Here is a 26,195-nt window from a genome sequence, read left to right as displayed (position 1 = left end):
GAGGAATTTCAAGATGTCTAACGGTTATGGCTTCAAAACTCAGGTAAGTCCCGCTCAGGTAAGCCCGGCAAATGCAGCTCCTTATCATGGCTACGGTTACGGCGGATATGGCAGCTATCCTTATCCAATGGGCGGGCAGCCTACTACGCTTCCTGCCGGGATGCCAATGGGACAGCAGCCTACTACGCTTCCTGCCGGCATGCCAATGGGGCAGCAGCCTACTGCGTTCCCAGCCGGTATGCAGGTACAGTCTGCTCAAATGCAACAAATGCCGCCAGCTGTACCAAGCGGATCCTTTGTTACCCCGACAGGCGGCAACATCGTTACTCTTCCTGCAGTTGAGGAATCTTACGTAGAAAACATTTTGCGTCTAAACCGCGGCAAAATGGCAACTTTCTATATGACTTACGAGAACAACCGCGAGTGGAACGCCAAAATTTTCAAAGGCATTATTGAGGCTGCCGGCCGCGACCACATCGTTATTAGCGATCCGACGACCGGTATGCGTTACTTACTATTGACGCTGAATCTTGATTATGTGACCTTCGATGAGCCCATCGCTTACGAATATCCGTTTAACGGAAACGTCGTAACCTCTTCTACACCGCTCGGCATGGCTACCTTAGGCACGGTTAATTCCAGCCGTTAATCCGGGTTCCCGACGCGTGAATGCGCCGGCTTAAATGTCCAAACATGCATTTTCGCCGGCCCGCCCGCGATCCAATTCGATATGGGGTACCATAAGGAACGCTCGCTGCAGCGTTCTTTTTTGATTTGTTCCGCCTGCTCGCAAGAAGCTGCTTGCCAGACCTCAACGAAAAGGTTTTCCTGATCTGTTCCTTCATATAAATATACGTTGTTTCCTTGCTGCAGAAGATCCTTCGTATAAGCGAGGAAATGCTCTCGCCATTCAGGTAAAATACGGTATTCCGCAAAACAAATGCACATTTGCCTCAAGTCTCCTTTTGCTTACCTTGATAAAGTTCCCCTCCTCCGCCGATACTACACCTAATCAATGATTTGGGGAGGACTCGACATGGATACAGGCACACATCTCGTCATGGGCATCGGACTCGCCGGACTGGCGACCATCGATCCCGTAGTTGCAGCAAATCCATCCATACTAACCGCAGTCTTAATTGGTACGGTAGCCGGATCGCAAGCACCAGACTTTGACGGTCTGCTGCGTTTAAAGGGGAACGCGGTATATATCCGCAACCATCGAGGGATTTCTCATTCTTTGCCGGCCATCGCCATTTGGACGATTCTGATTACGGCCGTGCTTCAATTATTTTACCGCGGCAGCCTGCCATGGCTGCATGTTGGAGGCTGGGTGCTGCTCGCCGTATGCGTTCATGTATTCACGGATTTGTTCAACACTTACGGCACGCAGGCCATGCGGCCATTTACGGATAAGTGGATCTCCTGGAATATCATACACATCTTTGATCCCATTATTTTCACGGCGCATGTCATTGCTATTTTACTTTGGGCAGGCGGTTTCGTAAATCCGGCATTTATTTTTCCGCTTATGTATTTGTTTCTGGCCGTTTACTTCGTGTGGAGGACATTTACCGCAAGAAGCACCGTGCAAAGGTTAAAGACACTCGATTCCGAATATGCGGAAGGCGATGTCTATATTGCCATTCCGACGATTTCCCTTTCGATATGGAATGTAGTTAAACAAACCAAAAATGGCGGCTTTGTCATCGGCAACCTGCGCAGCAGCAAATTAAAATGGCTGGATCGGGTACAATGCTCGGATCATCCGTCCGTCGCCAAATCCAAGAATGACCCGGCGATCAGCTCGTTTTTATATTTCACCAGCTTTGCTTGCGCAGACGTCCGGGAGCATCATTGGGGATATGAAGTCAGGTGGTGCGATGTAAGATACCGTCACCGTAAACAATATCCTTTTGTAGGGGTACTGCTTATGAACAAAAAAGATGAGACGATCGGCTCTTACGTGGGCTGGCTCAGCGATGAGCGTTTAATGAAAAGACTCCGCATGGATACTTATTGATATTGACGCCGGAAAGCCCTTGCCGCATGATTAGGGGGGCTTTCTTTTTTTTGTTAAAAAGATCGGTTCATCTTTCTTCCCGCTGTGATAAAATAATGGCTAACCAAACTAAAAAGCCCAAGGCAAGCCTTGGGCTTCGTTGATCATTGTGTATAAGAATCGATTAACGGGAGCCGCCAGAGAGTTGTTGTTCAGCAATTTGGACCAGCTTTTTCGTAATATAGCCACCTAGGGAGCCTGCATCACGAGTCGAAACATTACCGTAGTAGCCATCTTGAGGAATTTGAACGCCCAGTTCTTGCGCTGCCTCAAGTTTCATTTGCTGTAATGCTGCAGTTGCTTGTGGAACAACAAGTTGATTTCTGCTTCCTGCCATAATGTATTTCTCCTTTCGTCCTCTGCACTTTGATGTGTGTTGCAAGCTTGCAAGCTTATTATGTGCACGGCCCGAGAAACTATTCTTAATATTTTAAAAATATATTGACGATTTGTTAAGGAGAGAAAACCCCATGTCTAAGCCGCTTTCATTGTTCTTTTCCGTTGTTGCTATCGTATTTATGAGTGCTATGGCAGTCTCAATCAGCTATAGTGGCTGGCTCGTACTATTGTTCGGATTATTAAGCCTTTTCACCATTGGGGCCGGTTTTATCGTAAAAGCCCGCTTGCGCAGAAAAAAACAGGGCTGACGATTGCCGTCAGCCCTGTTTCATTTTTCAGTCTCTAGCCGCGAGGAGGAAGAAAGCCCATAAGCTCCTTCACGTCTGCCAGCGTGCGGTCTGCTATGACAGCAGCACGCTCGGCTCCCTGCTTCAAGATTTGGTGGATTTCGCCGGAACTCCGGATTTCATTGTATCTGGCTTGAAGCGGTTCGATCACGGATACGACATGCTCAGCCAGCTCTTTTTTGAAAGGCCCATAACCCTGCCCTTCGTACCGGGCCTCGATCTCTTCAATGCTGATATTCGCGCAATGCGCGTAAATACTCATCAAATTGCTGACCTCCGGCTTATTCGCGGGATCAAACTTCACTTCGCGGCCCGAATCCGTCGTTGCCCTGCTAATTTTTTTGCGGATGACATCAGGAGGGTCAAGCAGCGCGATAAAGCTGCCGGCATTCGGGTTGCTTTTGCTCATCTTTTTGCCGGCATCGTCAAGCGACATCACCCGGGCGCCAACTTTCGGAATATAAGGCTCCGGAATCGTAAAGTATTTGCCGAACCTCGTATTGAAGCGATGAGCCAGATCGCGGGTCAGCTCCAAATGCTGCTTCTGATCGTCACCAACCGGTACTAAATCGGCATTGTATACCAAGATGTCCGCAGCCATTAATGTAGGATAGACGAACAAACCCGCTCCGACCGACTCTTTGCCCGCAGATTTGTCTTTGAACTGCGTCATTCTTTCCAGCTCGCCCATGTTAGCCAGCGTCGTAAACAACCAGCCGAGCTCCGCATGCGCGCGAACATGGGATTGCACGAACACATTGGCTTTAAGCGGATCTATGCCGGCGGCAATAAACAGTGCGGCTACCGCTTCCGTTTGTTCTCTAAGCGCAGCGGGGTCTTGGGGGACCGAAATGGCGTGCAGATCGACAACCATAAAAAAACATTCTTCCGTATGCTGCAGCTTCACGAAATTTTGCATGGCGCCGATATAGTTCCCAAGAGTTAGCTGTCCGCTTGGCTGTATGCCCGAGAGTACCTTTTTCATTATGCTTCAACCTCTTTCCGATAATATCTTAAAAAAACGCAAAAAATCCCCCGCCGCAAGGGACGAGGGACCGTGGTGCCACCCTAATTCGCTTATGGTACGCTTTTCTGGTAAAACGAAGCGCAGGATAAATCCCATAAGCCTTATTGCTCCGTAACGGGGAGCTACCGTACAAATATCTCCGGCTGCGCACGCATGCCGCCAGCTTCCTTTTGTAGGCTCCGGGGCCCATTCGGCATCGACGCTTGCACCGGTTCACAGCGACCACCGGCTCTCTGCACGCAAATCAATCGAGCTTACTTTTTCCCATCATTGCATTTAAAACGATTATACCTGTGAAAACCGTAAAGTCAAGCGCCGAAATCGTTGTCCTATTGTTGCCATTCCCAGCATAGGCTATACTGATATTCGTAATCCTTACCAAAAGAAAGGATACTGGACTATGCTAAAATATATTTTCCGCTTCGGCACCCCGCTGCTTGGGGTAGGATGCTTAATTATGTTAGCCCTCATTGTTACCAATCGGGAACTGCCCCCTAATATCTTCACCGCAGCCAACCTGCAGTCTTTCAAAATATTATTTTTTAGCATTATATTAGAAGCATTTCCATTCATCCTGCTCGGCGTCTTATTTTCTGCCCTGCTGCAGGTCTTCGTTACGGACGAGCTGATCCAAAAATTCACGCCCAAAAATCCGGTGGCCGGCGTTTTGTTCGGCGCATTGCTTGGGATCTTGTTTCCCTTATGCGAATGCGGCATGATTCCCGTCGTCCGCCGATTGATTCGCAAAGGCATGCCTGCTTACATTGGAATTGTATATCTGCTTGCAGGCCCTATCGTAAATCCGATCGTATATGCATCCACCTTTACCGCGTTCCGCACGAAACCTGAAATGGCTTATTCCCGAATGGGACTAGCCTTCGTCATCGCCGTCATCGTCGGCTTGCTGCTGTATAAATTCATGAAAAACAGCCCGCTTAAGACGACCCATTCGGCTCATATGGCTCATCATGGCCATTCCCACAGCCATGACCATGGAGCAAGCGGCAGCGGGTTCAGAGGCCGAGTCGCCTCGATCCTATCCCATGCGTCGGACGAGTTTTTTGAAATGGGAAAATATTTGATTTTCGGCGCCTTTTTAACCGCAATTATCCAAACGGCGATTGATCGCAGCACCCTGGCGGCATTTGCCGAACAGCCTGTCTTTTCATACGTATTCATGATGGGCTTTGCATTTATTCTATCGATCTGTTCGACATCCGATGCGTTTATCGCGTCCTCATTCAGCGGTATGTTTGATTTCGGGCCGCTGCTCGCATTCCTTGTATTCGGTCCCATGATCGATCTCAAAAACACGCTGATGCTCTTAAGCACCTTCCGCGTTAAATTCGTATTGATTCTAATTGCTTTAACCGCAGCGCTGACCTTCATCGGCGCTTGGATAACGGAGGTATTATTATGACTCATCATCTGATACGGGCTGCTATCTTAACCGGCTTCGCCATGTTCATCGTCTATTTGGACCGAACGGGTGAAATGATGCTTTACATCGCGCCAAGGATGGAGCTTTACGTTAAGCTGTCGGCGCTCGGTCTTTATGCTGCTGCAATTTACCAGGTATATGCCGCGCTCCAGAAACGGATGGGTAATCAAACCCCTAGCTGCGATTGCGAGCATGAACCTTCGCCCTCCATTTTCAAAAACACCATCATTTACGGTTTATTCGTATTTCCGCTGCTGCTTGGCTTCCTCGTCCCTACCGGGACGCTTGGCAGTGCGCTTGCCGCCAAAAAAGGGCTCAGCCTCTCCGGCAGCGCCGGCTTTGAGCGGCCGTTAGCGAATAACACGCCAGCACCCGATGTCCATGACGCGGCAGAAGCAGCACAGGCCAGCACCACGGGCGAAAGCATCGATTCGCTTTTTCCAGCCGATGAATATACGGAAACGCATGCCGCTTACGGAAAAAAGCTTTATGCCGAGCCGCTCGTCAGCGTACCCGAGAAGCAGTTTATCGAGACCTTAACGACGCTTGATCTATATCGGAAAGCGTTCATGGGGAAGGAAATTGAAATAACCGGATTCGTTTACCGCGAGGAGGAGATGGGCAAGGAACGTATTGCGGTCAGCCGATTCGCAATGAACTGCTGTTCAGCAGACGCTCTGCCCTACGGACTTATGATTACATGGCCAAAAGCCAATGAGTTTGCGGATGATGAATGGGTAACGGTTAGAGGAACCTTGACTACCTCAACTTATTTGGATAATGAAATCATCCTATTGGATGCCATTAAGGTCGAGAGGATCAAAACGCCGGAATCGCCTTACGTGTATCCCGACCTCGATTTTGGTCTATAAAGCAGCGAGCTGACGGTGTCCGTCAGCTCGCTTTTTTTGTTTATTGTGCCTGTTTATTGTGAATCCCATAAATCATTTCGTTTTGGATAATAGCGTGAATTCCAATTCGCCATATTGTAATTGGATTCAAAAAGAATGCTGGCCGACCATGAGTTGGAGCTTGTACGTACAGAGAAATCATAAAGAATCTCGCCATGCGACCATTCTTTCCTATACTTCAACGATTCGATTGCCATTTGTTTGAAGGCCTGCACCTGAATAGCCGTAAGCCCTTTGTCCCCGTTCTCGAACTTTCCGTTTTTGCTCTCGATGGGATGGTGCCTAACCCCGAACTTTCCTACCGCGTTATTTCTCACATGAATTAATACCGTACCGGCTGTAGCGTTAGTCAGTTCGCCTTCAAGCTGGCGAAATACAAATTCTACTTGACGAGCAAGCGATGCCGAATCCGTTTGCATACATTTTATCCTCCTTTATGATTTATTGGGTATGAGTTTCCATATAGGTCTCAACGCATATTATATAGTCCTTTTCTATCATTTACAACATAATATTTAATATTTATTTACAATTATTCGATTAAATTCGACTTTATAAATGTAATTGCTACCTTTATTATACATAATTAAATAAGACCATGCGAAAAATATCAAACTGAAATGATTCTTTTGAACTAAAAAACCAATTTATCCAACTAAATGTTTTGGCGTCTCCTTCTTTCTTCAAGTAATAAATCAATAATTAGGAACTAGGAACCATTCCTGAAAAATAGAAATAAATCAAAAATATAAATGCGATTACCGATAATGGTATCATTTTCTAATTTGCGTTACACCGAAAACGTATTTGGTATTTTCCGAAAAGCCGATTGCGGGCGCTAAATATTTATGTATTTTGCAAATCGACAATTATAGACCAATTTCGCGGCGGGTGCTATAATATGGATAATCTAATAAAAGGAGCGCTTACATAATGATCCAATGGTACTATTCGCTTTCCGTGCGCAATAAGCTAATGATCACTTCTTATCTGAATTTAGCCGTGTTCGCCCTCATTATGCTTCTCGTTTTATCGGTATCTGGCGGTTCGCTTCTGACAGGCATTATCGTCACAATCATTATGGCAATCGCTACGTTTCCGCTTGTTTCCTTTATCGAGAAATCAATCAACAGTTCCTTCGAAGAAATCAAAGGAACCGCGCTTCGCATCTCCAAAGGGGATTTCACCCAAAAAATCGATACCAACTCCTCTTCTGCTTTAGGCGAGCTCGGACATTCCTTTAACAGCATGATTGACAAGCTTCGCGACATCCTGACGGAAACGTCCAACATTATCCGTCACGTATCCGATACAAGTCACAGCATCTTTGATAAAAATAACAATATCCAAATCGCTATGCAGCAGGTTGCTGCTTCCGCCAACGAGCTTGCAACCGGCGCAAATGAAATTTCCGAAGATGTATCGGATATGAGCGAGTCGATCACCGAAATCGAAGAGAAGGTGTCCGACTATGCTACTTCCACGAAAGAGATGAACACCCGCTCAGAGCAGACGCTGCAGCTCGTGGACAAAGGCATGAAGGCTCTGGATGTACAAGCCGAAGGAATGCGGCGCAACGTTGAGGCCACGGAAAAGGTATCGGCAACGATCGAGGATCTCGCTCGCAAAGCACAGGGGATCAGCGCCATTACGACGACCATTTCCGATTTAGCCGAACAAACCAATTTGCTTTCCTTGAATGCTTCGATTGAGGCAGCAAGAGCAGGCGAGCATGGCCGGGGTTTTGCGGTAGTTGCCCAAGAGGTTCGCAAGCTGGCTGAGGAATCCAGTGCTTCAACCAAACAAGTATTCCAACTGGTGAAGAGCATTGATGAGGGCATCAAGCATACCATCAGCAATATGAAGACGAACGAAGAGGTCGTTAAGCTGCAAACCGAGCATATCAAGGAATCGGAACTCGTCTTCTCGGAAATCGTGCAAAGCGTTCAATTTATTACGGACAAAATATTTGTTTTCTCTCAAGAAAGCGATGCGATGCTCGAGAGCGCCCGAAAAATATCCGGTGCGATCCAGAACATTTCCGCGATTACGCAGCAATCCGCAGCAGGCACCGAGCAAGTATCGGCTTCCATGAACGAGCAAATCGCATCCGTGCAGGCGGTTGTGGAAGAAACCGAGCGTATGCGCACGATGGCAGCCCAACTTCTTAGAACGATCAGCGTATTCAAAATGAAATAAATTTTGCAGCGAATAAAAAAAGACCGTAATCTCCTCCTAAAGATTACGGTCTTTACTATTTATTTGGCCTCAACTTGCTGCTTCGCCCGATATTCTTGACGGCGTTCCTCGCGCTCGCTTTCTTTGATTCTTGGACAAGTATAGCAATAATATCCGCCATCCACGTGATAATATAAACAACAAGACGATTTCAAAGGAACCTGTTTTTCTGGATTATCCAGCGATTCTGTCATGCGGAACTTCACGTTCAGCGGATTTTTGTTTCGCCCGAATACAGAAGCCTCCAGCGATTTCACAAGCTCGAAATGGTTATGGACCTGCTGTTTTGCTTCCTCGTTCTCATTCATACTCATCAGCCGGTCATAGCCGTAAGCGAGCGAGGTTGGAAGCTGTCCCCAAAGCATGCCTACCTGCAGGGTTCCGACCTTGGCAATGGATTCAAAAACCGGCAGTACCGTACGCTCAAAAAAGCCGCTAATCCTATCCTTTGTCCAAGCTGGGTGTTCATGCTCCTGCTCAGGTGCGTCAATTAGATCTGTATGATGCAAATAAAATTCAGATGCCGTATATTTATGCCCGTTATAGTCTGCCGTATAAATTTGAACCGTAATATTTTCTAAGGATAAATCCAAGGTTTTGTTCCAGGATGAGAGCATGTAGATCAGTCCCAGCATCGGCCCGCGAAACCATCCCGCCATATAAACTTCCCCAACCGAAGGATCATTGCCCTTAACTAAGGGCGTATAGAACTCCAACAGCTGCTTCATCTTATTCTCATCCAGAAGATCCGCAGCGGGACAGCTGAATAAGAGATCTTCTCGTTTTTTTACCGACAAACCAAAATTACTCTCCAGCAGCTCCAGCATTGCTTCATTCATCGATGCAATCGTCCTCTCATCCCCATACATATACAATAATTAGTCAATATAACGATTATAACGCAGGCGATAATGATTATCAATTACATTTAGCCATCTTGACCGTAAGCTCGCCGAGCTGCTCGATTTTAACCGTCACGACATCGCCTGATCTCAAATATACCCGTTGATCCTTGGGGTAACCGATCACGACGCCTTCGGGCGTTCCGGTTAAAATAACATCGCCAGGCACAAGGGTCATATGCTTGGATATATAGCTGACAATGGTGCTGCATGAGAAAATCATATCCGCAGTATTAGAATTCTGCTTCTGCACCCCATTTACGCTGCATGAAATTGCCAGCTTATCCGGATTAGCCACCTCATCGGCAGTCACGAGGTATGGTCCGATCGGAGCAAAGCCGTCGCAGCTTTTCCCAAGCATCCATTGCGAAGTGCGGCGTTGCAAATTCCGTGCGGACAAATCATTGGCGCAGCTGTATCCAAAAACATAATCCAAAGCTTCTGCCTCTTCAACATTTTTGGCCGTTCTACCGATGATGATCGCCAGCTCCGCTTCGTAATCCACTTCATCGCTCGTTTCTGGAAGCTCGACCTCATCGCCATGCGCGCTTAGAGCATTCGCAAACTTATTAAACAGAATCGGTGACGTTGGGATTTCCGCTTTCGTTTCTTCCGCATGCTTGCGGTAATTCAAGCCCACGCAAATTATTTTTTGCGGATTGGAAACGGCCGGCGCATACACAAGCCCCGCTTCTTCCTTTAAATAGTCAGGATTAGCTTCCACACCTACGGCCGCTCTAAGCGCTTTCAATTGCGAGTTTGCAGCTTCGCCGCCTAAGAGAACGGCTTCCATTGAACCAGGCACTTCCATCTTCAATGCCAGTGACGCAGCTTCAATATCGATAATTCCTTCTTCTATTTTCATGCCAAGCTTTACTTCATCCAAACGCTTAAACTGCAGCAGCTTCATAATTTACATCCTCCTTCAAATAGACAAGCATCCTTTATTCATCTTAAGCCTCCCGTTTTTCCTTGTAAAGTGCATGAAAGAGGAGTGCGGGGGTAAAATAGCGGCACGGCTATATAATCTCAATCATAGGGACGGATAAGGGATGCGAAAACACCGGTTTCAAAAATGGCTGCCTGCTGCAGGACTTGCGTTGCTTGGCATTTTCCTGTTGGGATTTACGACAGACGCTTACGCAGCTGTCAATGGACAGCAAGCAGTGCAATTCGCGCCGGATAAAGAAACAAAAAAGCGCAGGGCTGACTCCATGTCATGGGTAAAGCTTCATAAACAGTTTCCAAGAACGTTTCTATTAAACGGACCGCGTCATTCGAAGCGGATTGCGCTTACCTTCGATGATGCTCCAGATCCGAAATACACGCCGCTTATCTTGGATATTTTGGCTCAACATGATGTTTGCGCAACCTTCTTCGTCGTTGGCAACCGCGCAACCCATTATCCGGCGATCGTAAAACGGATACATAACGAAGGACATATCATTGGCAATCACTCGTATGACCATGCGGTATTATCTACGCTTAGTTTAATGAACTATCAAAAACAAATTTGGCGTACGGATGCCATTATCACGAATTTGATCGGCTACTCCCCGCATTTCATCCGTCCCCCGTACGGTGAATTGCTGCCTCAGCAGGTGAAGTGGAGCAAACAGTCCGGCTTTGCCATCGTTAACTGGGATGTCGATTCCGTCGATTGGAAAAACAATCCGAGCAGCGCATTGGTTCTAAGAAACATCAAAAAAACGCTTCAGCCCGGCTCGATCATCCTGCAGCATGCTGGAGGCGGAATAGGTCAAAATTTATATGGAACGGTAAACGCATTGCCGCAGCTTATTCGGCTGCTGCACAGCAAAGGATATGAACTCGTCACTTTGCCTGAACTGTTAGGCCAGCCGGCAGCGCGTTAATTAGAAAAAAAGGCAATACCCTCCAAGGAGGGCATTGCCTTTTCGCATTCTCACTTATTTAAGAATAAATACCTTAACGTTCTGGAAGCCGAATGATCTCGCTTGGCTCGTTACGCCGGGCACGAAAATATCGATACGTTTGCCTTTAATCGAACCGCCAATATCCGTTGCTGTTGCAACCATTCCGCCTTGAGGAAGTCCATTGTAGTCATAGCCCGTCACATAAAGCTTGGTGCCGAGTGGAATTATTTTAGGGTCAACCGCAATCGTGCCGACCTTAAGCTTATCGCCGAAATAATCTACCGCCCCCCATTTGCCGTTTTCCGATGCGGCTGCCGTATAAGCCGTCGCTTTCACGGTAAACGATTTCGAGTAAGCGAATTCTTTGCCATTTATCGCTGTTACCGTCTTAGCGGAATCGATAGCGGAAGCTTTCATCACGATTGATTTCTTTGCCGCAGCCGCTTTCGCCGTTGGAATGTTCAGTTTTTTGCCAACCGATAAATTCAGCGGATTAATAGTTGGATTCGCTTTCATCAAAGCATCCAAAGGGACGTTATACTGCTTGGAAAGCTTCCAGAATGTATCATTGTCAATCGTTGTATGTGTTTTTGAAGCTGCATCTACCGTTCCTGCCGCCATCATAACGGATAATCCGATTACTGCTGCTGCTAAATTGCGTTTTTTAAACATGCGGTAAATCCTCCTGTGCACTTCCGAAGTTTCACAACTTCGACAGCGTTATTATAAATAATGTTAAGGGCGCAAAGCGCCCTTAACCTTGCTGATTCTTGTCCACTTTTACTCTAGGCAAATTAGCCGATAAACATTTGCACCCATTCGCCGTTTACGTAACCAACGCCGATTTTAGTAAAGTTTTGGCTCAAGATGTTTGCTTTGTGACCTGCGCTGTTCATCCAAGCCGTCATCACGTCTTGCGGCGTCTTTTGACCGGAAGCAATGTTTTCACCTGCATAAGAATAAGTTACGCCGTAAGAACGCATCATATCAAATGGTGAGCCGTAAGTTGGCGATGTGTGGCTGAAGTAATTGTTAACATCCATGTCTCTTGCTTTTTCTGTAGCGACTTTCGTAAGCAAAGCATCATTTTTCACAGCTGGCAGTCCAGCTTTTGCACGTTCTTGGTTGACTAAATCGATAACTTGGGATTGAAATGCGCTCAAGCTTCCTCCAGTCGTCGTGCCAGTACCAGGTGTTGCAGTACCTGTGCCTGTGCTCGGTTTTGTTACTGTACCGCTGCCCGTACCCGTGCTCGGCTTCGTTACTGTACCGCTGCCCGTACCCGTGCTCGGCTTCGTTACTGTACCGCTGCCCGTACCTGTACTCGGTTTCGTTACTGTACCGCTGCCTGTACCTGTGCTCGGTTTTGTTACTGTGCCGCTGCCTGTACCTGTGCTCGGATTCGTTACTGTGCCGCTGCCTGCCGTTGGCCATTGAAATGTACCGCCGCCCAGCAGTTGGTTAATATCTACTCCATATCTATCTGCAATTTGCTTAAATGTATCTTGACTAATCGTAGTAATCATTGGACAGTCGGAGTATGTTTTCACAGCCGGTGCTGCCCCTGCAGTTGGAGCCGTAAATCCTGCGCCGATTACCGTTGCTGCGATTATGCTGGCGACACCTACACGTATTGGTTGCATCTTCATGAATAATTCCTCCTAATAAGATAAGTTTTTTTTATACAAAAGCGACTTACGCTGATGCTTGATGAAGCAGCGCATTCGTTTTGTTTGCGTATCGTTCTTCCCGACGCCACTTATCTTACCATGGGGTTTTGGCCGTTTCATGACACAAAAACTGGAATTAACGCGAAAATGACCTGTAAAACAGCACCGTTACTGCTTTATGAGAATATGCTCATCACCGAATATAAGCGTTTCAAAGCTGACCGCTGGCTTTACGCAGCTCATTGGCCAACCGATGGATCTCATCGCGCTCTGCTTTTGTGCTTGCGGCAAACCATGCAGGCGACAACCAAGTCGAGATGATTTTGTTAGCGTCGGCAGGACTCATATCGACATCCCTCCAATCGCGAACAAGTTCTAAGAACGAAGCTTTATTTATCGAGCTGCCCGGACAAGTTTTGGCGGGATTCATTTCGCGATGGAATTTAATTTGCGAATCCGGCAGCTTCCACATCGTCGCAATATGGCTAGTCAGCTTAACCGCTGTCGCCAGCTGGGCACCTTCAAGCTTTTCCGCGCCAATGTCAAAATTACCGATCATCTCGAACATGAACGGATGGATACGGTCCTTATCCGCATCGTTATAGCCTATGGCAGAGGCTGGCGCTTCCAGCAGCGATCTTCCTTCCCAGATATACCCGTCCGGATCGATCGTCGCATGCTGCGCAATGTCGCCCCAATTTTGAGTAATGGCATGAAAACGCCACATTGCTTGTATAATTTTCATCTTATCCGCCGCTTTGCGATAATCGGCAATTGTAGGCTTCCATGTCCCATGGACATGCACCTGCGAAAATTTCACCTTTAAAAGAAAAGGCTTCAAATACTCGACATATTCCGCATAAGTAAACCTACGGAAGTTTTTGCGTTCAACAGCCATCCAGCATCGCTTCCTTTCGGTATAACAATTGTTATATCTTATGCTTTAAACCTATGAACAGAAACGGCATATGCATAAAAAAAGCAGACCCTATGCAGCTAGGCCTGCTCTTGCATCGTATATACCTGTTCCTGCTATCTAGCGCCCAACCTGACGTTGCCTACTTCCGAATTAATATGAATCTTGATATCGCCGCTGCCGATCTTGCCATCCACGATGCTCTTCGAATCATTGGAATCGGAGAAGCCGCCCCATTCTACTTTGCTGCTTCCGACATCTTTTTGGATATAAACGGCCGCAGAAGCAGGCTCTTTGTCTACATTGACCGTGATATTGCCCGTATCCGACTTTAAGGTAATATCTTCTCGCAGCTCGGCTGTCTCTATGCGAACATTTCCTGTATCGGTCTCGCCATTCACAATGCCTTCTCCATCCGTAAAGGAAACATTGCCCGTGTCGCTTTCAAAATCGATCTCCGCAAAGTTATAATTCGAAACCTTCACATTGCCGGTGTCCGACGTAACATGAAGCTTGCTCCCTTCCATCTGGTCAAGAACAATATTGCCTGTATCTGTCTCAATATCGACGGAATTCCAAAGCTTCTCCGGCAGTTCGACCACCATTTTCAAATTCATGACGGAGTAACCGATCGTAAATCTGTTTTTCGTATTTCCTTCAATGTAAAGCGTATCTCCCTTTGTTTCGGCCGTAAAAATAATTTTGTCAATCGAGCTTTTGGTTACACTGCCATCCAGCTTGATTTGAATATCCTTCGATGTTCCGCGTTCGAAAGTAATGTTGAACGTATCCGTCTCCGCATGGATCGACCGGATTTCGGAAGCATCCACGGTTTTCTCGTCTGAATACGGTTCTCCTTTAAACTTAACCAGGTCGCTTTCATTGAAAACAAAGAATGCGCATAATACACCGACTCCAAGCATAATGAGCGCGATTGCCGCCAGCTTCTTCATTTGTTATTCCCCTTTACGATTCTCGTATTGAATTTCAAATATTTTAAAGTCATTTTATAGAAGGAAGTTGTAAGTGCCTTTAATCCGATGACAAGTAAAATCGTAATCGCGCTGCTGATCAAGCCAATCGTCAAAGCCTGCGGTATGGTGAACGTACCGTTCCATAAGCTTTCGATCACGATTCCGATGCCGGCAACGCCGATGGCGACTGCGGAAGCCCACAAAGCGAGGAGGACGGCCGCAAGGGCAAGATAAGGACCTAATATGAAAATGACATTGAATAAGCCTAAGCTTACCGTCGCAAACACCGCTTTGGAAAGTTTTCCGAAGCTGTTGTTTTTCTCAGCCTGACCTACCCGGTACCCAAGCAAAAGCTCATTGGCTATCATTCTCGGGTCACCCAGTTCGCGTGCGGCATCCTCCTCGCTCTGGCCGTTTTCAACGGCTTGCTGAAAGTGAATGTAATAATCATAAAGCCACTCCTTGCGCTGCGCCTCCGGGATAACTTTAAGCATACCTTCAAGCTCCAACATATATCGATCTCTTGTCGTCATGGCTTCAAACCTTCCTCTACGATTTCATTTACGGCTTGCGTAAAACTTTCCCACTCGGCAATCAGCCTTCTCATATGGCTCCAGCCTTCCTGCGTCAATTGATAATATTTGCGCGGCGGCCCTTCGTTCGATTCCTTCAAATAAGTCGAGAAGTAACCGTCCTGCGTCAATCTGCTTAACAATGGATACACGCTTCCAACGGCTACCTCGAATTTCTCGGATATTTTGACAGCCAGCTCATAGCCGTAACGGTCGCCTCTTGTTGCCAATACCAGAACGCAAATTTCGAGCACGCCCTTTTTAAACTGAATGTTCATTTCCTGTCCCCCATAAGTGAACTTTAAGATGCATCGCTTCATAAGCATTCATATGAAGCATAACTTACTATTCACCATTGTAGAATAGCGATGCGCGTTTATTTACTCTTTTTAACAATTTACCACATACTATTCTACAATGCAAGATAGTGTTCAAAAAAGAATACCTCCGACATTCAGGCTTACGTTCGCCTATCGGAGGTATTCGTTATTTTAGTTTATGCTGATGAACTTGCCAGTCGCTTGCGATTCGAATGCGCACAAAATCACTTTCAAGGATGCGCGGCCGTCCTCGCCGCTGACAGCAGGAGTTGTGTTCGTTAGAATGCTTTCCAGGAATGCATTGACAACGCCGCTTGATTCTTGTTTATCATTCGTCGAGATCGCGCCGACCTTATGCTTCTCAATCGTTCCGTTACGCAATTCAACGATTACTTGATCGTCAGGATGCGTGCCGATTTTCATAACGCCGTTCTCGCACCAAAGAATGGTGCTGTTATCTTCGCCTTTGTAGTAAGTCCAGCTAGCTACAAGCGTGCCGATTGCGCCGCTCTTCATGCGAAGCAAGCAAGAAGCGTTATCGTCAACTTCTGTGCCTTTTTTGTCCAGCGTGCCCACAAAGCCGGCAACCTCTGACACTTCATCATCCAGCATCCAGCGGATAAGATCGGATTTATGAACGCCTAGATCGCCCATAGCGCCCATGATCGCTTCCGGTTTACGGAAGAACCAGCTTTCAGCGCCATCAATACTCCAAGCATCCGGTCCTGGGTGACCGAAGGACGTGCGGAATGTAAGGACTTTCCCAAGTATGCCTGATTGCAAAACTTGCTTCGCCTTTACATGAGGCGGCATGAAGCGTTGATTATGGCCAACCATCAGATGAACGCCGTTTTTCTTAGCTGCTTCGATCATCGCTTCTGCTTCCTCGTCGGTAACAGCCATCGGTTTCTCAACCAATACATGAGCACCGGCATTAGCAGCCGTAATGGACATAGAAGCGTGGAGCGCATTTGGCGTACATACGCTTACGGCATCCGGCTTAATTTCAGCAAGCATCGTTTCATAATCCGAGAAAGCTTTGCCGCCGTGAAGGTCAGCGTAAAGCTCAGCGCGCTCGATAATCGGGTCTACGAATGCAACAAGCTCAACATTCTCGTGTGCAACGTACTCCGGGATATGACGGTATTTCGAAATGGATCCGCAACCTATAACTGCTACGCGTACTTTTGACATTGATTTTTTCCCCTACCCATTCTGAATTAGATTATTTGTTTAAATAATTCGTTTTCATCCATTCCATGCTTTCCGCAACGGCTTCAAGCGGCGGATTGGCGCAGGTGTCCTGTTCCACAATCAACCATTCAACCTGTGCGTTCGATGCAGCATTAATGATATCCAGCAGCGGCAAATCACCGCGGCCCAGCTCGACGGTATCGATCTGCTGACCTTTCTCGCCCGCGCGGAAATCCTTCAGATGCAGAAGCGGCAGGCGACCTGCATATTTCGCGATATAAGCCAAAGGATCAACGCCTGAATATTGCACCCAGCCAATATCCATTTCAACTTTCAGGTACTGCGCGTCAATACGCTCATACATTGCGTCAAATACGATTTGGCCGTCGATTTCCACTTCAAATTCGAAATCATGATTGTGGTAAGCGAACGAAATGCCCGCATCGCGGAAACGCTTCCCATATTGTTCGAATTTCACGAGATGGCTGCGCCAAGCTTCGGTATCGCGAGCATCTGCCGGCAGCCATGGGCAAATCGCATATTTTGCGCCGATCGTTTGAAGATAAGCGATCTCCTCGTCAAGACGCTCTTCAAGAAGATGTAAACCGATGTGGCTGCCGATGGCTTTCAGGTTTAACTCTTGAAGCAAATCACGCATGGCTTCGGCAGGGATATCTCCGTAGCCTGCAAATTCCACGCCCTCATAGCCCATAGCCGCAATCTGGCGAAGAGTGCCTTCGAAATCCTGTGCCGTAGCATCCCGTACCGTGTACAACTGCAAACCTACATTCATTCGTGTCATGTGAGCCGCGCTCCCTTATATCTCTTATTTTGATGTATTTGATTTTGTTTTACGACTCTCATTATATCGACAGTTACATACGAAAAACAGCTATTTTATTAACATTTTCTTATGCGATTTTGGTCAATGCCTGAATTTCTTGCGAATAAAGAGGAGCAGCTCCTGCCTGTCCGCAGGCGGACCGTGAAAGAGCTGCTCGTTTATGGTTTAGATGTTGATTGTGAATGCCAGCTGCTTCGAACCCGAAGCAAATTGTGCAACGCTGCCTTCTACTTCTGCTTGCGCGCCGTCTATCGAAACGATATCTCCTAGGCCTTTAAGCGCAAACGAGAATGGTTTGCCGCTGCCGTCGATTTGAACCGCAATGGCTCCGCCTTGGCGGCTAGCCGTTACCGTCAGCTCCGCAGCGCCTTTTACATCGCGAACCGTTGTTGCTGCTGTTTTGCCGTCCTCCAAATGATGAAGCTCAAGCGATACGCCGTCCGCATAATCATAATCCGGCCGAACGTCGTTAGCGCCAAGCGCAATGATTGAGTTCGGACGAACGAATAGCGGCAGGCTGAAGAAATCATAATTCTCCTTGCGCCATGAGCCTCCCTCAACGATTTCGCCGGACAACATATGCGTCCAGTTGCCCGCTGGCAAATAATAAGTAACATTGCCTTGCTCGTTAAAGATCGGAGCAACGAGCAGGGAGTCGCCGAGCATATATTGGCGGTCAAGAATTTCGCTTGTCGGATCCTCAGGGAATTCCAGCACCATTGCGCGCATCGAAGGCAAGCCCAGCTCTGTTGCTTGCACTGCCGTATTAAACAAATAAGGCATAATGCGGCATTTCAGCTTCGTGAAGAAGCGTGTTACGTCAACTGCCTCCGTATCGTAAGCCCAAGGCACCCGGTACGATTTGCTGCCGTGCAGGCGGCTGTGGCTGGAGAGCAGGCCGAATTGAAGCCAGCGCTTGAATACATGCTCCGGCGCCGTGTTTTCAAACCCGCCAATGTCATGGCTCCAGAAGCCAAAGCCTGAAATACCAAGGGATAGGCCGCCGCGCAGGCTCTCTGCCATCGACTCATAGTCCGCATAGCAGTCGCCGCCCCAGTGAACCGGGAATTTTTGGCCGCCGGCAGTAGCAGAACGGGCAAATAATGCCGCTTCGTTTTTGCCGAGCTTCTCTTCAAGCACTTCAAATACAACCTTGTTGTACAGCTGCGTGTAGTAGTTATGCATTTTCATTGGATCTGATCCGTCGAAATAAGCCACATCCGTTGGAATACGTTCGCCGAAATCCGTCTTGAAGCTGTCCACGCCCATATCTACTAGCTCGCGCAGGTAGCCGGCGTACCATTCGCATGCGGCAGGATTCGTGAAATCAACAAGCGCCATGCCCGGCTGCCATAGATCCCACTGCCATACATCGCCGTTCGGTTTCTTCACTAAATAGCCGTTCTGTTTGCCTTCTTCGAACAAGCGCGAGCGCTGGGCGATATAAGGATTGATCCAAACGCAAATCTTCAATCCTTTTTCCTTCAAGCGGGACAGCATGCCTACCGGGTCCGGGAATACCCGCTCATCCCATTTGAAATCCGTCCAATGGAATTCGCGCATCCAGAAGCAGTCGAAATGGAAAACATGCAGCGGCAAATCGCGCTCTGCCATGCCGTCAACGAAAGAATTAACCGTTGCTTCGTCATAATTGGTTGTGAAGGACGTCGTCAGCCACAAACCGAATGTCCATGCGGGAGGAAGCGAAGGCTTACCCGTCAAGTCCGTATATTTGCCGAGTACTTCCTTCATGCTCGGACCGTCGATAATAAAATATTCGAGCGATTCGCCCGCTACGCTGAACTGCACCTTTTTCACTTTTTCCGATGCGATCTCAAACGATACCAGCTCGGGGTGGTTGACGAATACGCCATAACCTTTGTTCGTAATATAAAAAGGCACGTTTTTGTAGGCCTGTTCGGAGCTTGTACCGCCGTCTTTGTTCCATAGATCAACGACTTGACCGTTACGCACGAATGGCGTGAAGCGCTCTCCAAGTCCGTATACCCACTCCCCGACGCCGACATCAAGCTCTTCGCGCATGAAGGTATTTCCGTTATCTTCTTTAATATAAGCCATCGATTTTTGCGTGCTGCCCGTAATGCGTTCGCCGCCGCGGTAGAAATCAACGGCCCATACCGGACCTTTGCGGATATGCACGCTCAGATTGCCGCTGGTCAGAACGGCTTCGTCGTCATTTTCTTCAATCACGACATGGTCTCCGGTTTGCGAGGAAAGCTCGAATGCCGGCCCCCGCTCATTTACGCCTGCATGATGCACAAGCTTTACGCCGATAATGCCCGGCAGCGGAGAATGAAAATGGACCGTCAACAGCATCGTATCCAGCATGTTAGACCGTGTTACGATCGGCTGCGGCGATGCATAAGCCGTCAGCTTGCCGTCCTTTTGCTCGAAATCATGTACTTGCACTGCTCCTAATACTTTGTATTCATCACGAATGAGCCAGTTGCCGTCTGTAAATTTCATGGACTGAACCAACCTTCCTGTTTGTTTTATTTGCATTCCTACATAATTGCATTATACTGATAATTAATCAGACAAATCTAACAGAATAATGCTCAACTATAGCACTATTTTGACGATGTGCCTCTTTCCATTCCAACTAACTCGACTCAAGCACAGGAGGCCTTTCAAAATGGATCAAACCACGCGTCACTCCTTAAAGGAAGACCGTTTGCATGGCGACAACATGTTTCCGCTTGCCGCTTATTGGATTGCACTCGAAGAGGCTGGCGTACCCGTTCTGGATTGCCACTGGCACGCCGAAGCAGAGTTTTTTTATGTGCTCGAAGGGGAAGTGCTGTTTCAGATTGATACCGATTATTTTCCCGTTCGGGCCGGCGAGGCCGTGTTTATAGACGGCGGAGATATCCATGCCGGACATGCCCTTGGCGATCAAGCCTGCTCATTCTGCGCAATTGTATTCGACACCCATTTGCTTTCAAGCGCAAGCTACGATGCCGTGCAGGAACGTTTCATCTCGCCGCTTCAAGACAAGAAACGAACGTTCCCTAGGCATATACAGCCAAATACGGTTTGGGGGGATGCCCTGCTTCGGCATTTGAAAAGCATAATGAATATTTGCGAGAGCGAGCCGCCGGGTCTTGAAACCGCCGTGAAAGGGCATTTTTATTTAATGCTCCATGAAATTGCGGCAGAAGGCTGCTTCTGCAACCGCAGCGAGACAAGCACGGCCGACACGACGAAAATTGACAGGCTGAAAAAAGCCATTGTTTATATGCAGCAAAACTTTCACCGCCCTATTCGCATTGTTGAAATCGCTGACCAAATCCCAATGAGCGAAGGACAGTTTTGCCGCTTCTTCAAAACAATGACGAGACAAACGCCTATCGAGTATTTAAATGCCTATCGGATCAGGCAGGCAACCGAGCTTCTGCTGCGGCCCGAGCTCAAAATATCGGCCGTGGCGCTTGATGTCGGCTTCGATCATATTAGTTACTTCGTTAAAGTATTTCGCAAAATGATGAAATGTACACCTTCTCAGTTCCGTAAAAAACAGCTGGAGGCGCCGGAACGCCGGTCCTGATTGCCATATTTCAACGATTTGAAGGCATTTTCCCAAAAGTTACAGCTTTGTAACCAAATACTCACCGAATTTTAAGAATTATTTAATAATTGTCAGTTACACTAGTGAAAATTAAAAAAATCCTTCGCGGGATGGAGGTCCTTACTATGAAAACGATGCTGATGTTCCAAAATAAAACGATACCCGTTTATTTAACCGATACGAATAAACAAGCCATTGAAAAGCTGTCCGCCGTACTGAACCGCAAGCTGACTACAGGTAAAAATGCACTTAAAACATGTATCAAATCGTTAATTAGCGTAGAAATTGTGGGCAGTGAGGCGACGCTGCATTCCTATTTCGAACGCGATACCCTGACCATTTCCCTTTACTAATCCGTTTTGCTTTTACTTCGGCGTGGATTGCCGTCCTATATAAGAAAATGACTAGCCCGCCTCAATAAACGGAATGGCTGCACAACATGGAAAGAGAGTGGCAAGATTTTATCTTGCTCCTCTCTTTTTTATTTGCCGCCCCTTCGAAAAAGTTTCCAAGCAGCAAGAATAGTGAACTATTAAGTTGTGTAATTAACTTTTGGATTATATAATAGGAGCAAAAGAACGGAATGAGGCGCTTTTCATGAACATCGAGGTTACCAGCCGCAATTTAAAATTTCTTGAATGCTTTTCATCGGATACCCGGGTTAAAATCATCGAATTGCTGAACATCAAACCCATGAACATAAAAGAATTGGCAGAAGCGCTCGGGATTTCGTCAGCCATTGTAACCAAACATATCCAAAAGCTCGAGGAAGCTTCTATTATAACGACAGAAAGCGTGCCGAGTTCGCGCGGCCGCCAAAAAATATGCCACCTGACGCTTGAATCGGCAACGCTGCAGTTTCGCGTGAAGGAACAAGCGGACCAAAACCGCTACGCGGTTTCCATTCCCATCGGACAATATTCCTCTTATGAAGTAAAGCCTACCTGCGGTCTGTCCTCGGACACAAAAATCATCGGCATGGTGGACGATCCCCGCTACTTCTCCGATCCCGAGCATGTAAAGGCATGTCATCTCTGGTTCGGAAGCGGCTATATCGAATACCGCATCCCTAATTATTTGGTCGGAAAACAAAGCATACGCAGCATCTCCATCTCGCTGGAGATTTGCTCGGAAGCCCCCCACTACAATGAAAATTGGCCGTCAGACCTTTCATTCTACTTGAATGACGTTTGCCTCGGCGTTTGGACCTGTCCAGGGGATTTTGGCGCGGTAAAAGGGGTTTATACACCTGCTTGGTGGGATCTTGGCACGCAGCATGGCTTGCTAAAACAAATTACCATCGATGCGGAAGGCTCCTACATCGATGGCATCCGTATGTCCGACCGCACAATCAAAGATCTCGCCGTAGGGTTCGGCGAAGATATCCGGTTCCGGATTTGCGCGCCTGAAACGGCGACGCACAGCGGCGGATTAAGCATGTTCGGCAAGCAGTTCGGCAATTATGACCAAGACATTCAAGTATACGTCGCCTACTGACAGCTACGGCCGGACTGCTTCCGTATTCCCGTGGACGCGGTCGCGGTACAGCTTAGGCGACATGCCGGTTTCATTTTTGAATACGCGGTTAAAGTGGCGAATATTGGTAAAGCCGGTATACTCGGCGATTGCCGCTATTTTGTTATCGGTTTGAACCATTCTTCGCTTCGCTTCTTGAATTCGAATTTCGGTTAGTCTCTCAATAAAGGATTTCCCGGTCCGCTGTTTGAACAAGGTGCTGAAATAAGCCGCATTCAAATAGACGGAGTCGGCAACCTCCTTGAGGGTCAATGCTTTTGCGTAGTGCTGCTCGATGTACCGGATCGATTTCTCTATCGGATCATGCTCGGGCTGCACCGCACTTTCGTTGATGCATTCCGATAACCGGACCAGCAAACGCGAGCACTCCTCCGAAAGCTCCTCGCGCGAGGAAATCGAACAGATATGAAACAAAACCGCTTTCATATCCTTTATTCCAAGCCATTGCTTCGTAAGCCCAAGCTTGCCTGCCGTTTCATAATAATGAAGAAGCAGCTTGCAAAGCTGCTGGTGCACGGTTTCCGGAGCTAGCGCCTGACTGCAAAGCTCGCTGACCAAGGCCTGCGCAGCCTCTGCCACCTGTCCGGGCTTCCCCTCGTTAATCGCCAGCTCAAGCTTCTCCCATGTCAATGACTTCTGCTCGCTGTAGTAGCGCTCATCCCGAACCAACCCGTTATAGGAGAGCACTTTATCGCCGCCAACGATAAGCCGGTGCAAGAGAGCGATTTCCGCTTCATGGTAAGCGCCCGATATCGACCTGAAGCCTTCGGCAGCCGATCCAATGCCGATCGTGACCGTCATATTCGAAAGCGAGGTCATTTGTCTGCGAATGGTCTCCCCAATTTCAATCGCATCTGCCATGCCCTGATTAACGTTTGGGATGTTTAGCAAAGCGACGACTTCCGTCTCCGACATAATGAAGCAGAAACCGTTCGTTCTTCTGCCCAGCACCTCCTGCACCAGCTGCTGGATATATAATTGAAACAAGGAAGGATCCGCCTGTTTATAGCGTTCGCTCCCGATGGAGTTTTTGTCGAGCTTAATGACCATGCACGTAAAAAACGGCTCCTTAAAATCAATGCCAATCGATCGAAGCAGTTCTAAATCCGCTTCGTTCACGCTGCCTCTCAGCAAGCCTGTTATAAGATGCTCGCTCACATGCTGGCGAATCTGATGATCTTCGCGATGGGATTTGCTGGCTGGCATGCTTTGCCTCTGCTGCAGCTTCACGTTATCGCCAAGTAACTTCAGTACCTTGGCCAGCTCCTCGCGTTCGATAGGCTTCATCATATAATCCTTAGCACCCTGCCTCATCGATTGCTGGATATAAATAAAATCGTCAAAGCCGCTAATAACGACGCATAAGATGCCCGGAAATTTCTCGCGCAGCATTTGCTGAAGCTGAATGCCGTTCATGCGAGGCATTCTAATATCCGTTAAAACCGCCTCCGGCTTCAAATCCTCGACTAGCTGCAAAGCTTCATAGCCGTCGCGCGCCTCGCCGACAACCTCCCAATCCGGATCGAGCTCCGCTATCATTTTGCGCAAGCCTCTGCGAAAGATGGATTCATCGTCTACGATAACGATTCTAGGCATGGACGCTTCCCTCCACATCATTAAGCTTTTCTTGAACGGCCGGTAATGTCAGCATTACTTTCAGCCCTTGATACGGCATACTCTCAAGCGTTAAGCCATACGGCTCTCCGAAATGAAGAACAATTCTTCTATGCACGTTAAGCAGTCCGTTGCCGGAGCTCCCTCCGAGATCCTTCGAATGCTGTAATCTCCGGCGAATCGTTCCTAGCTGCTCTTCAGTCATGCCGATGCCGTCATCCTCGATTACGATACGCAGCAGATTTTCATCCAGCTTGCAGGATATAGCGATTTTCCCTTGCCCAATCCCTTGGTCGATCCCATGGTTAATCGCATTCTCTACGATCGGCTGAATCATTAACGGTATGACCTTACAGGAGAGCGAAGCTTCATCACGCTCCAACCGAAATGCGATCCGGTCCTCGTAGCGCATTTTTTGAATCGTCATATAGCCCATTACATGGTCCAGCTCATCCCGGAGATTAACGCGTTCCTTCTGGCCGCTTAAGCTGTAACGAAGCAGCCTGCTTAAATTATTCGTCATCTTGACGACTTCCTGGTTGCCTTCGACCTCCGCGTACATACTGATCGAGCCGAGCGTGTTGTACAGAAAATGCGGATTGATTTTACTTTGCAAGGCTGCGATCTGCGCGTCCTTCTCCCGAATCTCGGTTTCATACAGCAAATAGCCAAGCTCGCTTAGCTTCGAAACCATCGTATTAAAAGCCTTGCCCAAGTGGCCCACCTCATCCCACTGCTTCACAGGGAAGGAAACGAGCAAATCGCCCCGTTCCACCTTGCGCATGAGCTTAATTAAGCTCCGCAGCGGCTGCGTGATCCGAAATGCCAGAAATACGGACATCAGCATGGCTAAGCCTACGCTTATAATGCCAAACAGCATAATGGAATTGCGTATAATGATGCTGTCTTTCATCAGTTCGTCTACCGGCACGATTCCTATCGTTGTCCAATGGGTAATCGGCGACGTTACGTAGGAAACAAGCTGCCTCTCGCCGCTTAACGCAGAGTGGGTAACTCCCTCGGATTGTTCGCCGTCCATTAAGCTTGTTATGCTCTCCATCGGCTGCGATGGATCCTTCGAGGCAACGATGCCTCCGCTTTGATCAGCAATATAGAGTGCTTCACGGCTGCCAAGCGTGACCTGGGACAATATTTTATGAATGACCGAAGGATCTACATCTATGACGATATAACCAAGCTTCTTCCCTGTGTCAAAGCTGCGCAGCTCTCTGGCAATCGAGAAAACGGAAAATACCGTTCCGCTCGTGGATTGAATCGGATGCGTAGCGATAAAGGTGGATTGCCCGCTCTTCATCTGTTCGTTTTTTAGCCATTGCGCATTCTCATCCAGCCGATATGTCGTGACATACTGGCTTTCGGGCAGCACGACATACGAAGCACCGTTTTCCCCAAACAGCGAAACGCCGACAATATCGATTCGACCGTTCAAAAACACTTGGGAAACGAAGCTGTTGAGCTGCTTGATTTCCTCTAAGGTCAGAGCTTGTCCATGAAATTTCTTGCTCTCCAAAAATGTAATAATCTGCTCATACTGATAAGGCATGAGCGTTAAGCGGTCCAGCTCCGCCATATAAGTATCGAGGTTAAGCGTCAATTGCTTGAGCGTCTGCAGCTGATAATCGCCGACTTTCTGCTCCAGCGTGCCGGCAAACCTTGTAAAAGCGAAATAACCCATGACGCTGAGCGGGAGCACGACGAGTATGAAATTAATTAAAATAAGCTTTCGCGCGAGCTCCTGATTTTTGAACCACCCAATCGCCTTGATTATCCACTTCATGGTTTT

27 protein-coding genes and 1 other annotated feature are annotated in these 26,195 nt (G+C 47.8%); of the genes, 10 read left to right on the top strand and 17 right to left on the bottom strand.

All coding sequences use genetic code 11. The features are described from left to right. Positions 1-13 precede the first annotated feature (13 nt). On the top strand, positions 14-649 hold the full coding sequence (gerQ, locus tag MRBLPE1_RS16065; RefSeq protein WP_364146905.1) for a spore coat protein GerQ: 636 nt from the start codon (positions 14-16) through the stop codon (positions 647-649). Here the strand turns inward: gerQ and MRBLPE1_RS16060 are convergent. Then, positions 646-948 (bottom strand): hypothetical protein, encoded by a 303-nt coding sequence (locus tag MRBLPE1_RS16060; protein WP_364146902.1) that lies wholly within the window; start codon positions 946-948, stop codon positions 646-648. The two genes, gerQ and MRBLPE1_RS16060, sit on opposite strands and share 4 nt — an antisense overlap. Before the next feature lie 88 nt (positions 949-1,036). On the opposite strand from MRBLPE1_RS16060, the gene MRBLPE1_RS16055 reads away from it, so the two are divergent. Continuing rightward, positions 1,037-2,023 (top strand): metal-dependent hydrolase, encoded by a 987-nt coding sequence (locus MRBLPE1_RS16055; RefSeq protein WP_364146901.1) that lies wholly within the window; start codon positions 1,037-1,039, stop codon positions 2,021-2,023. Positions 2,024-2,186: 163 nt separating this feature from the next. On the opposite strand, the gene MRBLPE1_RS16050 is transcribed toward MRBLPE1_RS16055, so the two are convergent. Further along, positions 2,187-2,399: an alpha/beta-type small acid-soluble spore protein gene (locus MRBLPE1_RS16050; RefSeq protein WP_054023438.1), complete on the bottom strand. Its 213-nt coding sequence runs from the start codon at positions 2,397-2,399 to the stop codon at positions 2,187-2,189. A 133-nt stretch (positions 2,400-2,532) separates the two neighbouring features. Between MRBLPE1_RS16050 and MRBLPE1_RS16045 the strand changes: the two genes are divergently transcribed. Then, the gene (locus MRBLPE1_RS16045; protein ID WP_364146899.1) at positions 2,533-2,709 is read left to right on the top strand and encodes a DUF5325 family protein; all 177 of its coding nucleotides are present in this window, start codon (positions 2,533-2,535) and stop codon (positions 2,707-2,709) included. A gap of 34 nt (positions 2,710-2,743) precedes the next feature. On the opposite strand, the gene trpS is transcribed toward MRBLPE1_RS16045, so the two are convergent. Next, entirely contained in the window at positions 2,744-3,733 is a 990-nt protein-coding gene (gene trpS, locus MRBLPE1_RS16040; RefSeq protein ID WP_364146896.1) for a tryptophan--tRNA ligase, read from the bottom strand. Positions 3,734-3,788: 55 nt separating this feature from the next. Continuing rightward, positions 3,789-4,055: a binding site (T-box leader), on the bottom strand. Positions 4,056-4,175: 120 nt separating this feature from the next. Here trpS and MRBLPE1_RS16035 point away from each other — a divergent pair. Together MRBLPE1_RS16035 and MRBLPE1_RS16030 are read left to right on the top strand one after the other, a co-directional pair. Beyond that, positions 4,176-5,195, top strand: a complete 1,020-nt coding sequence (locus MRBLPE1_RS16035; protein ID WP_364146894.1) for a permease — start codon at positions 4,176-4,178, stop codon at positions 5,193-5,195. Beyond that, the gene (locus tag MRBLPE1_RS16030) at positions 5,192-6,088 is read left to right on the top strand and encodes a TIGR03943 family putative permease subunit (protein ID WP_364146891.1); all 897 of its coding nucleotides are present in this window, start codon (positions 5,192-5,194) and stop codon (positions 6,086-6,088) included. Before MRBLPE1_RS16035 ends, MRBLPE1_RS16030 begins: the two co-directional genes overlap by 4 nt. 53 nt (positions 6,089-6,141) lie before the next feature. Here MRBLPE1_RS16030 and MRBLPE1_RS16025 read toward each other — a convergent pair whose 3' ends face one another. Further along, the gene (locus MRBLPE1_RS16025) at positions 6,142-6,546 is read right to left on the bottom strand and encodes an O-methyltransferase (RefSeq protein WP_364146889.1); all 405 of its coding nucleotides are present in this window, start codon (positions 6,544-6,546) and stop codon (positions 6,142-6,144) included. Positions 6,547-7,063: 517 nt separating this feature from the next. Here MRBLPE1_RS16025 and MRBLPE1_RS16020 point away from each other — a divergent pair. Continuing rightward, on the top strand, positions 7,064-8,326 hold the full coding sequence (locus MRBLPE1_RS16020) for a methyl-accepting chemotaxis protein (protein ID WP_414698889.1): 1,263 nt from the start codon (positions 7,064-7,066) through the stop codon (positions 8,324-8,326). A 59-nt stretch (positions 8,327-8,385) separates the two neighbouring features. Here MRBLPE1_RS16020 and MRBLPE1_RS16015 read toward each other — a convergent pair whose 3' ends face one another. Together MRBLPE1_RS16015 and MRBLPE1_RS16010 are read right to left on the bottom strand one after the other, a co-directional pair. After that, on the bottom strand, positions 8,386-9,204 hold the full coding sequence (locus tag MRBLPE1_RS16015; RefSeq protein WP_364146884.1) for a (2Fe-2S)-binding protein: 819 nt from the start codon (positions 9,202-9,204) through the stop codon (positions 8,386-8,388). A gap of 79 nt (positions 9,205-9,283) precedes the next feature. Then, entirely contained in the window at positions 9,284-10,177 is an 894-nt protein-coding gene (locus tag MRBLPE1_RS16010; RefSeq protein WP_364146881.1) for a fumarylacetoacetate hydrolase family protein, read from the bottom strand. Between the two features lie 142 nt (positions 10,178-10,319). On the opposite strand from MRBLPE1_RS16010, the gene MRBLPE1_RS16005 reads away from it, so the two are divergent. Continuing rightward, a complete protein-coding gene (locus tag MRBLPE1_RS16005; protein ID WP_364146878.1) occupies positions 10,320-11,141 on the top strand; it encodes a polysaccharide deacetylase family protein in 822 nt (273 codons plus the stop codon). 54 nt (positions 11,142-11,195) lie between these two features. Here the strand turns inward: MRBLPE1_RS16005 and MRBLPE1_RS16000 are convergent, their stop codons facing one another. The 9 genes from MRBLPE1_RS16000 to yicI all read right to left on the bottom strand — a co-directional run bounded on the left by MRBLPE1_RS16000 (position 11,196) and on the right by yicI (position 20,139). Then, positions 11,196-11,834: a 3D domain-containing protein gene (locus tag MRBLPE1_RS16000; RefSeq protein WP_364146876.1), complete on the bottom strand. Its 639-nt coding sequence runs from the start codon at positions 11,832-11,834 to the stop codon at positions 11,196-11,198. A 122-nt stretch (positions 11,835-11,956) separates the two neighbouring features. Beyond that, on the bottom strand, positions 11,957-12,811 hold the full coding sequence (locus MRBLPE1_RS15995; RefSeq protein ID WP_364146873.1) for a CAP domain-containing protein: 855 nt from the start codon (positions 12,809-12,811) through the stop codon (positions 11,957-11,959). 232 nt (positions 12,812-13,043) lie between these two features. Beyond that, positions 13,044-13,730 carry a peptidoglycan recognition protein family protein gene (locus tag MRBLPE1_RS15990; RefSeq protein ID WP_364146871.1) on the bottom strand — a complete coding sequence of 229 codons (687 nt, stop codon included), beginning with the start codon at positions 13,728-13,730 and terminating at the stop codon, positions 13,044-13,046. Positions 13,731-13,864: 134 nt separating this feature from the next. Next, positions 13,865-14,701, bottom strand: a complete 837-nt coding sequence (locus MRBLPE1_RS15985; RefSeq protein WP_364146869.1) for a DUF4097 family beta strand repeat-containing protein — start codon at positions 14,699-14,701, stop codon at positions 13,865-13,867. After that, positions 14,698-15,255, bottom strand: coding sequence for an HAAS signaling domain-containing protein (locus MRBLPE1_RS15980; protein WP_364146867.1), 558 nt, complete (start codon positions 15,253-15,255; stop codon positions 14,698-14,700). Before MRBLPE1_RS15980 ends, MRBLPE1_RS15985 begins: the two co-directional genes overlap by 4 nt. Continuing rightward, positions 15,252-15,572 carry a PadR family transcriptional regulator gene (locus tag MRBLPE1_RS15975; RefSeq protein WP_364146864.1) on the bottom strand — a complete coding sequence of 107 codons (321 nt, stop codon included), beginning with the start codon at positions 15,570-15,572 and terminating at the stop codon, positions 15,252-15,254. Before MRBLPE1_RS15975 ends, MRBLPE1_RS15980 begins: the two co-directional genes overlap by 4 nt. Positions 15,573-15,785: 213 nt before the next feature. Further along, entirely contained in the window at positions 15,786-16,808 is a 1,023-nt protein-coding gene (locus MRBLPE1_RS15970) for a Gfo/Idh/MocA family protein (RefSeq protein WP_364146862.1), read from the bottom strand. A 31-nt stretch (positions 16,809-16,839) separates the two neighbouring features. Continuing rightward, complete coding sequence (locus MRBLPE1_RS15965) at positions 16,840-17,610, bottom strand: sugar phosphate isomerase/epimerase family protein (RefSeq protein WP_364146860.1); 771 nt, start codon at positions 17,608-17,610, stop codon at positions 16,840-16,842. 207 nt (positions 17,611-17,817) lie between these two features. Continuing rightward, on the bottom strand, positions 17,818-20,139 hold the full coding sequence (gene yicI, locus MRBLPE1_RS15960; RefSeq protein ID WP_364146858.1) for an alpha-xylosidase: 2,322 nt from the start codon (positions 20,137-20,139) through the stop codon (positions 17,818-17,820). A gap of 169 nt (positions 20,140-20,308) precedes the next feature. Here yicI and MRBLPE1_RS15955 point away from each other — a divergent pair, with 169 nt between their 5' ends. The 3 genes from MRBLPE1_RS15955 (at position 20,309) to MRBLPE1_RS15945 (ending at position 22,738) form a co-directional block, all read left to right on the top strand. After that, positions 20,309-21,220 (top strand): AraC family transcriptional regulator, encoded by a 912-nt coding sequence (locus MRBLPE1_RS15955; protein WP_364146856.1) that lies wholly within the window; start codon positions 20,309-20,311, stop codon positions 21,218-21,220. 146 nt (positions 21,221-21,366) lie between these two features. Next, on the top strand, positions 21,367-21,594 hold the full coding sequence (locus MRBLPE1_RS15950; RefSeq protein WP_308994349.1) for a 3-dehydroquinate dehydratase: 228 nt from the start codon (positions 21,367-21,369) through the stop codon (positions 21,592-21,594). A 244-nt stretch (positions 21,595-21,838) separates the two neighbouring features. Beyond that, on the top strand, positions 21,839-22,738 hold the full coding sequence (locus MRBLPE1_RS15945) for an ArsR/SmtB family transcription factor (RefSeq protein WP_364146854.1): 900 nt from the start codon (positions 21,839-21,841) through the stop codon (positions 22,736-22,738). 3 nt (positions 22,739-22,741) lie between these two features. Here MRBLPE1_RS15945 and MRBLPE1_RS15940 read toward each other — a convergent pair whose 3' ends face one another. Continuing rightward, a complete protein-coding gene (locus MRBLPE1_RS15940) occupies positions 22,742-24,373 on the bottom strand; it encodes a response regulator (protein ID WP_364146851.1) in 1,632 nt (543 codons plus the stop codon). Further along, positions 24,366-26,189 carry a cache domain-containing sensor histidine kinase gene (locus tag MRBLPE1_RS15935; RefSeq protein ID WP_364146849.1) on the bottom strand — a complete coding sequence of 608 codons (1,824 nt, stop codon included), beginning with the start codon at positions 26,187-26,189 and terminating at the stop codon, positions 24,366-24,368. Before MRBLPE1_RS15935 ends, MRBLPE1_RS15940 begins: the two co-directional genes overlap by 8 nt. Positions 26,190-26,195 lie beyond the last annotated feature (6 nt).

Source organism: Paenibacillus sp. LPE1-1-1.1 (genome assembly GCF_040676435.1).
In the GTDB taxonomy this organism is placed as follows: Bacteria; Bacillota; Bacilli; order Paenibacillales; family Paenibacillaceae; genus Pristimantibacillus.
Note: the sequence above shows the minus strand (reverse complement) of the source record. Positions and strands in the feature narration are given on the sequence as shown.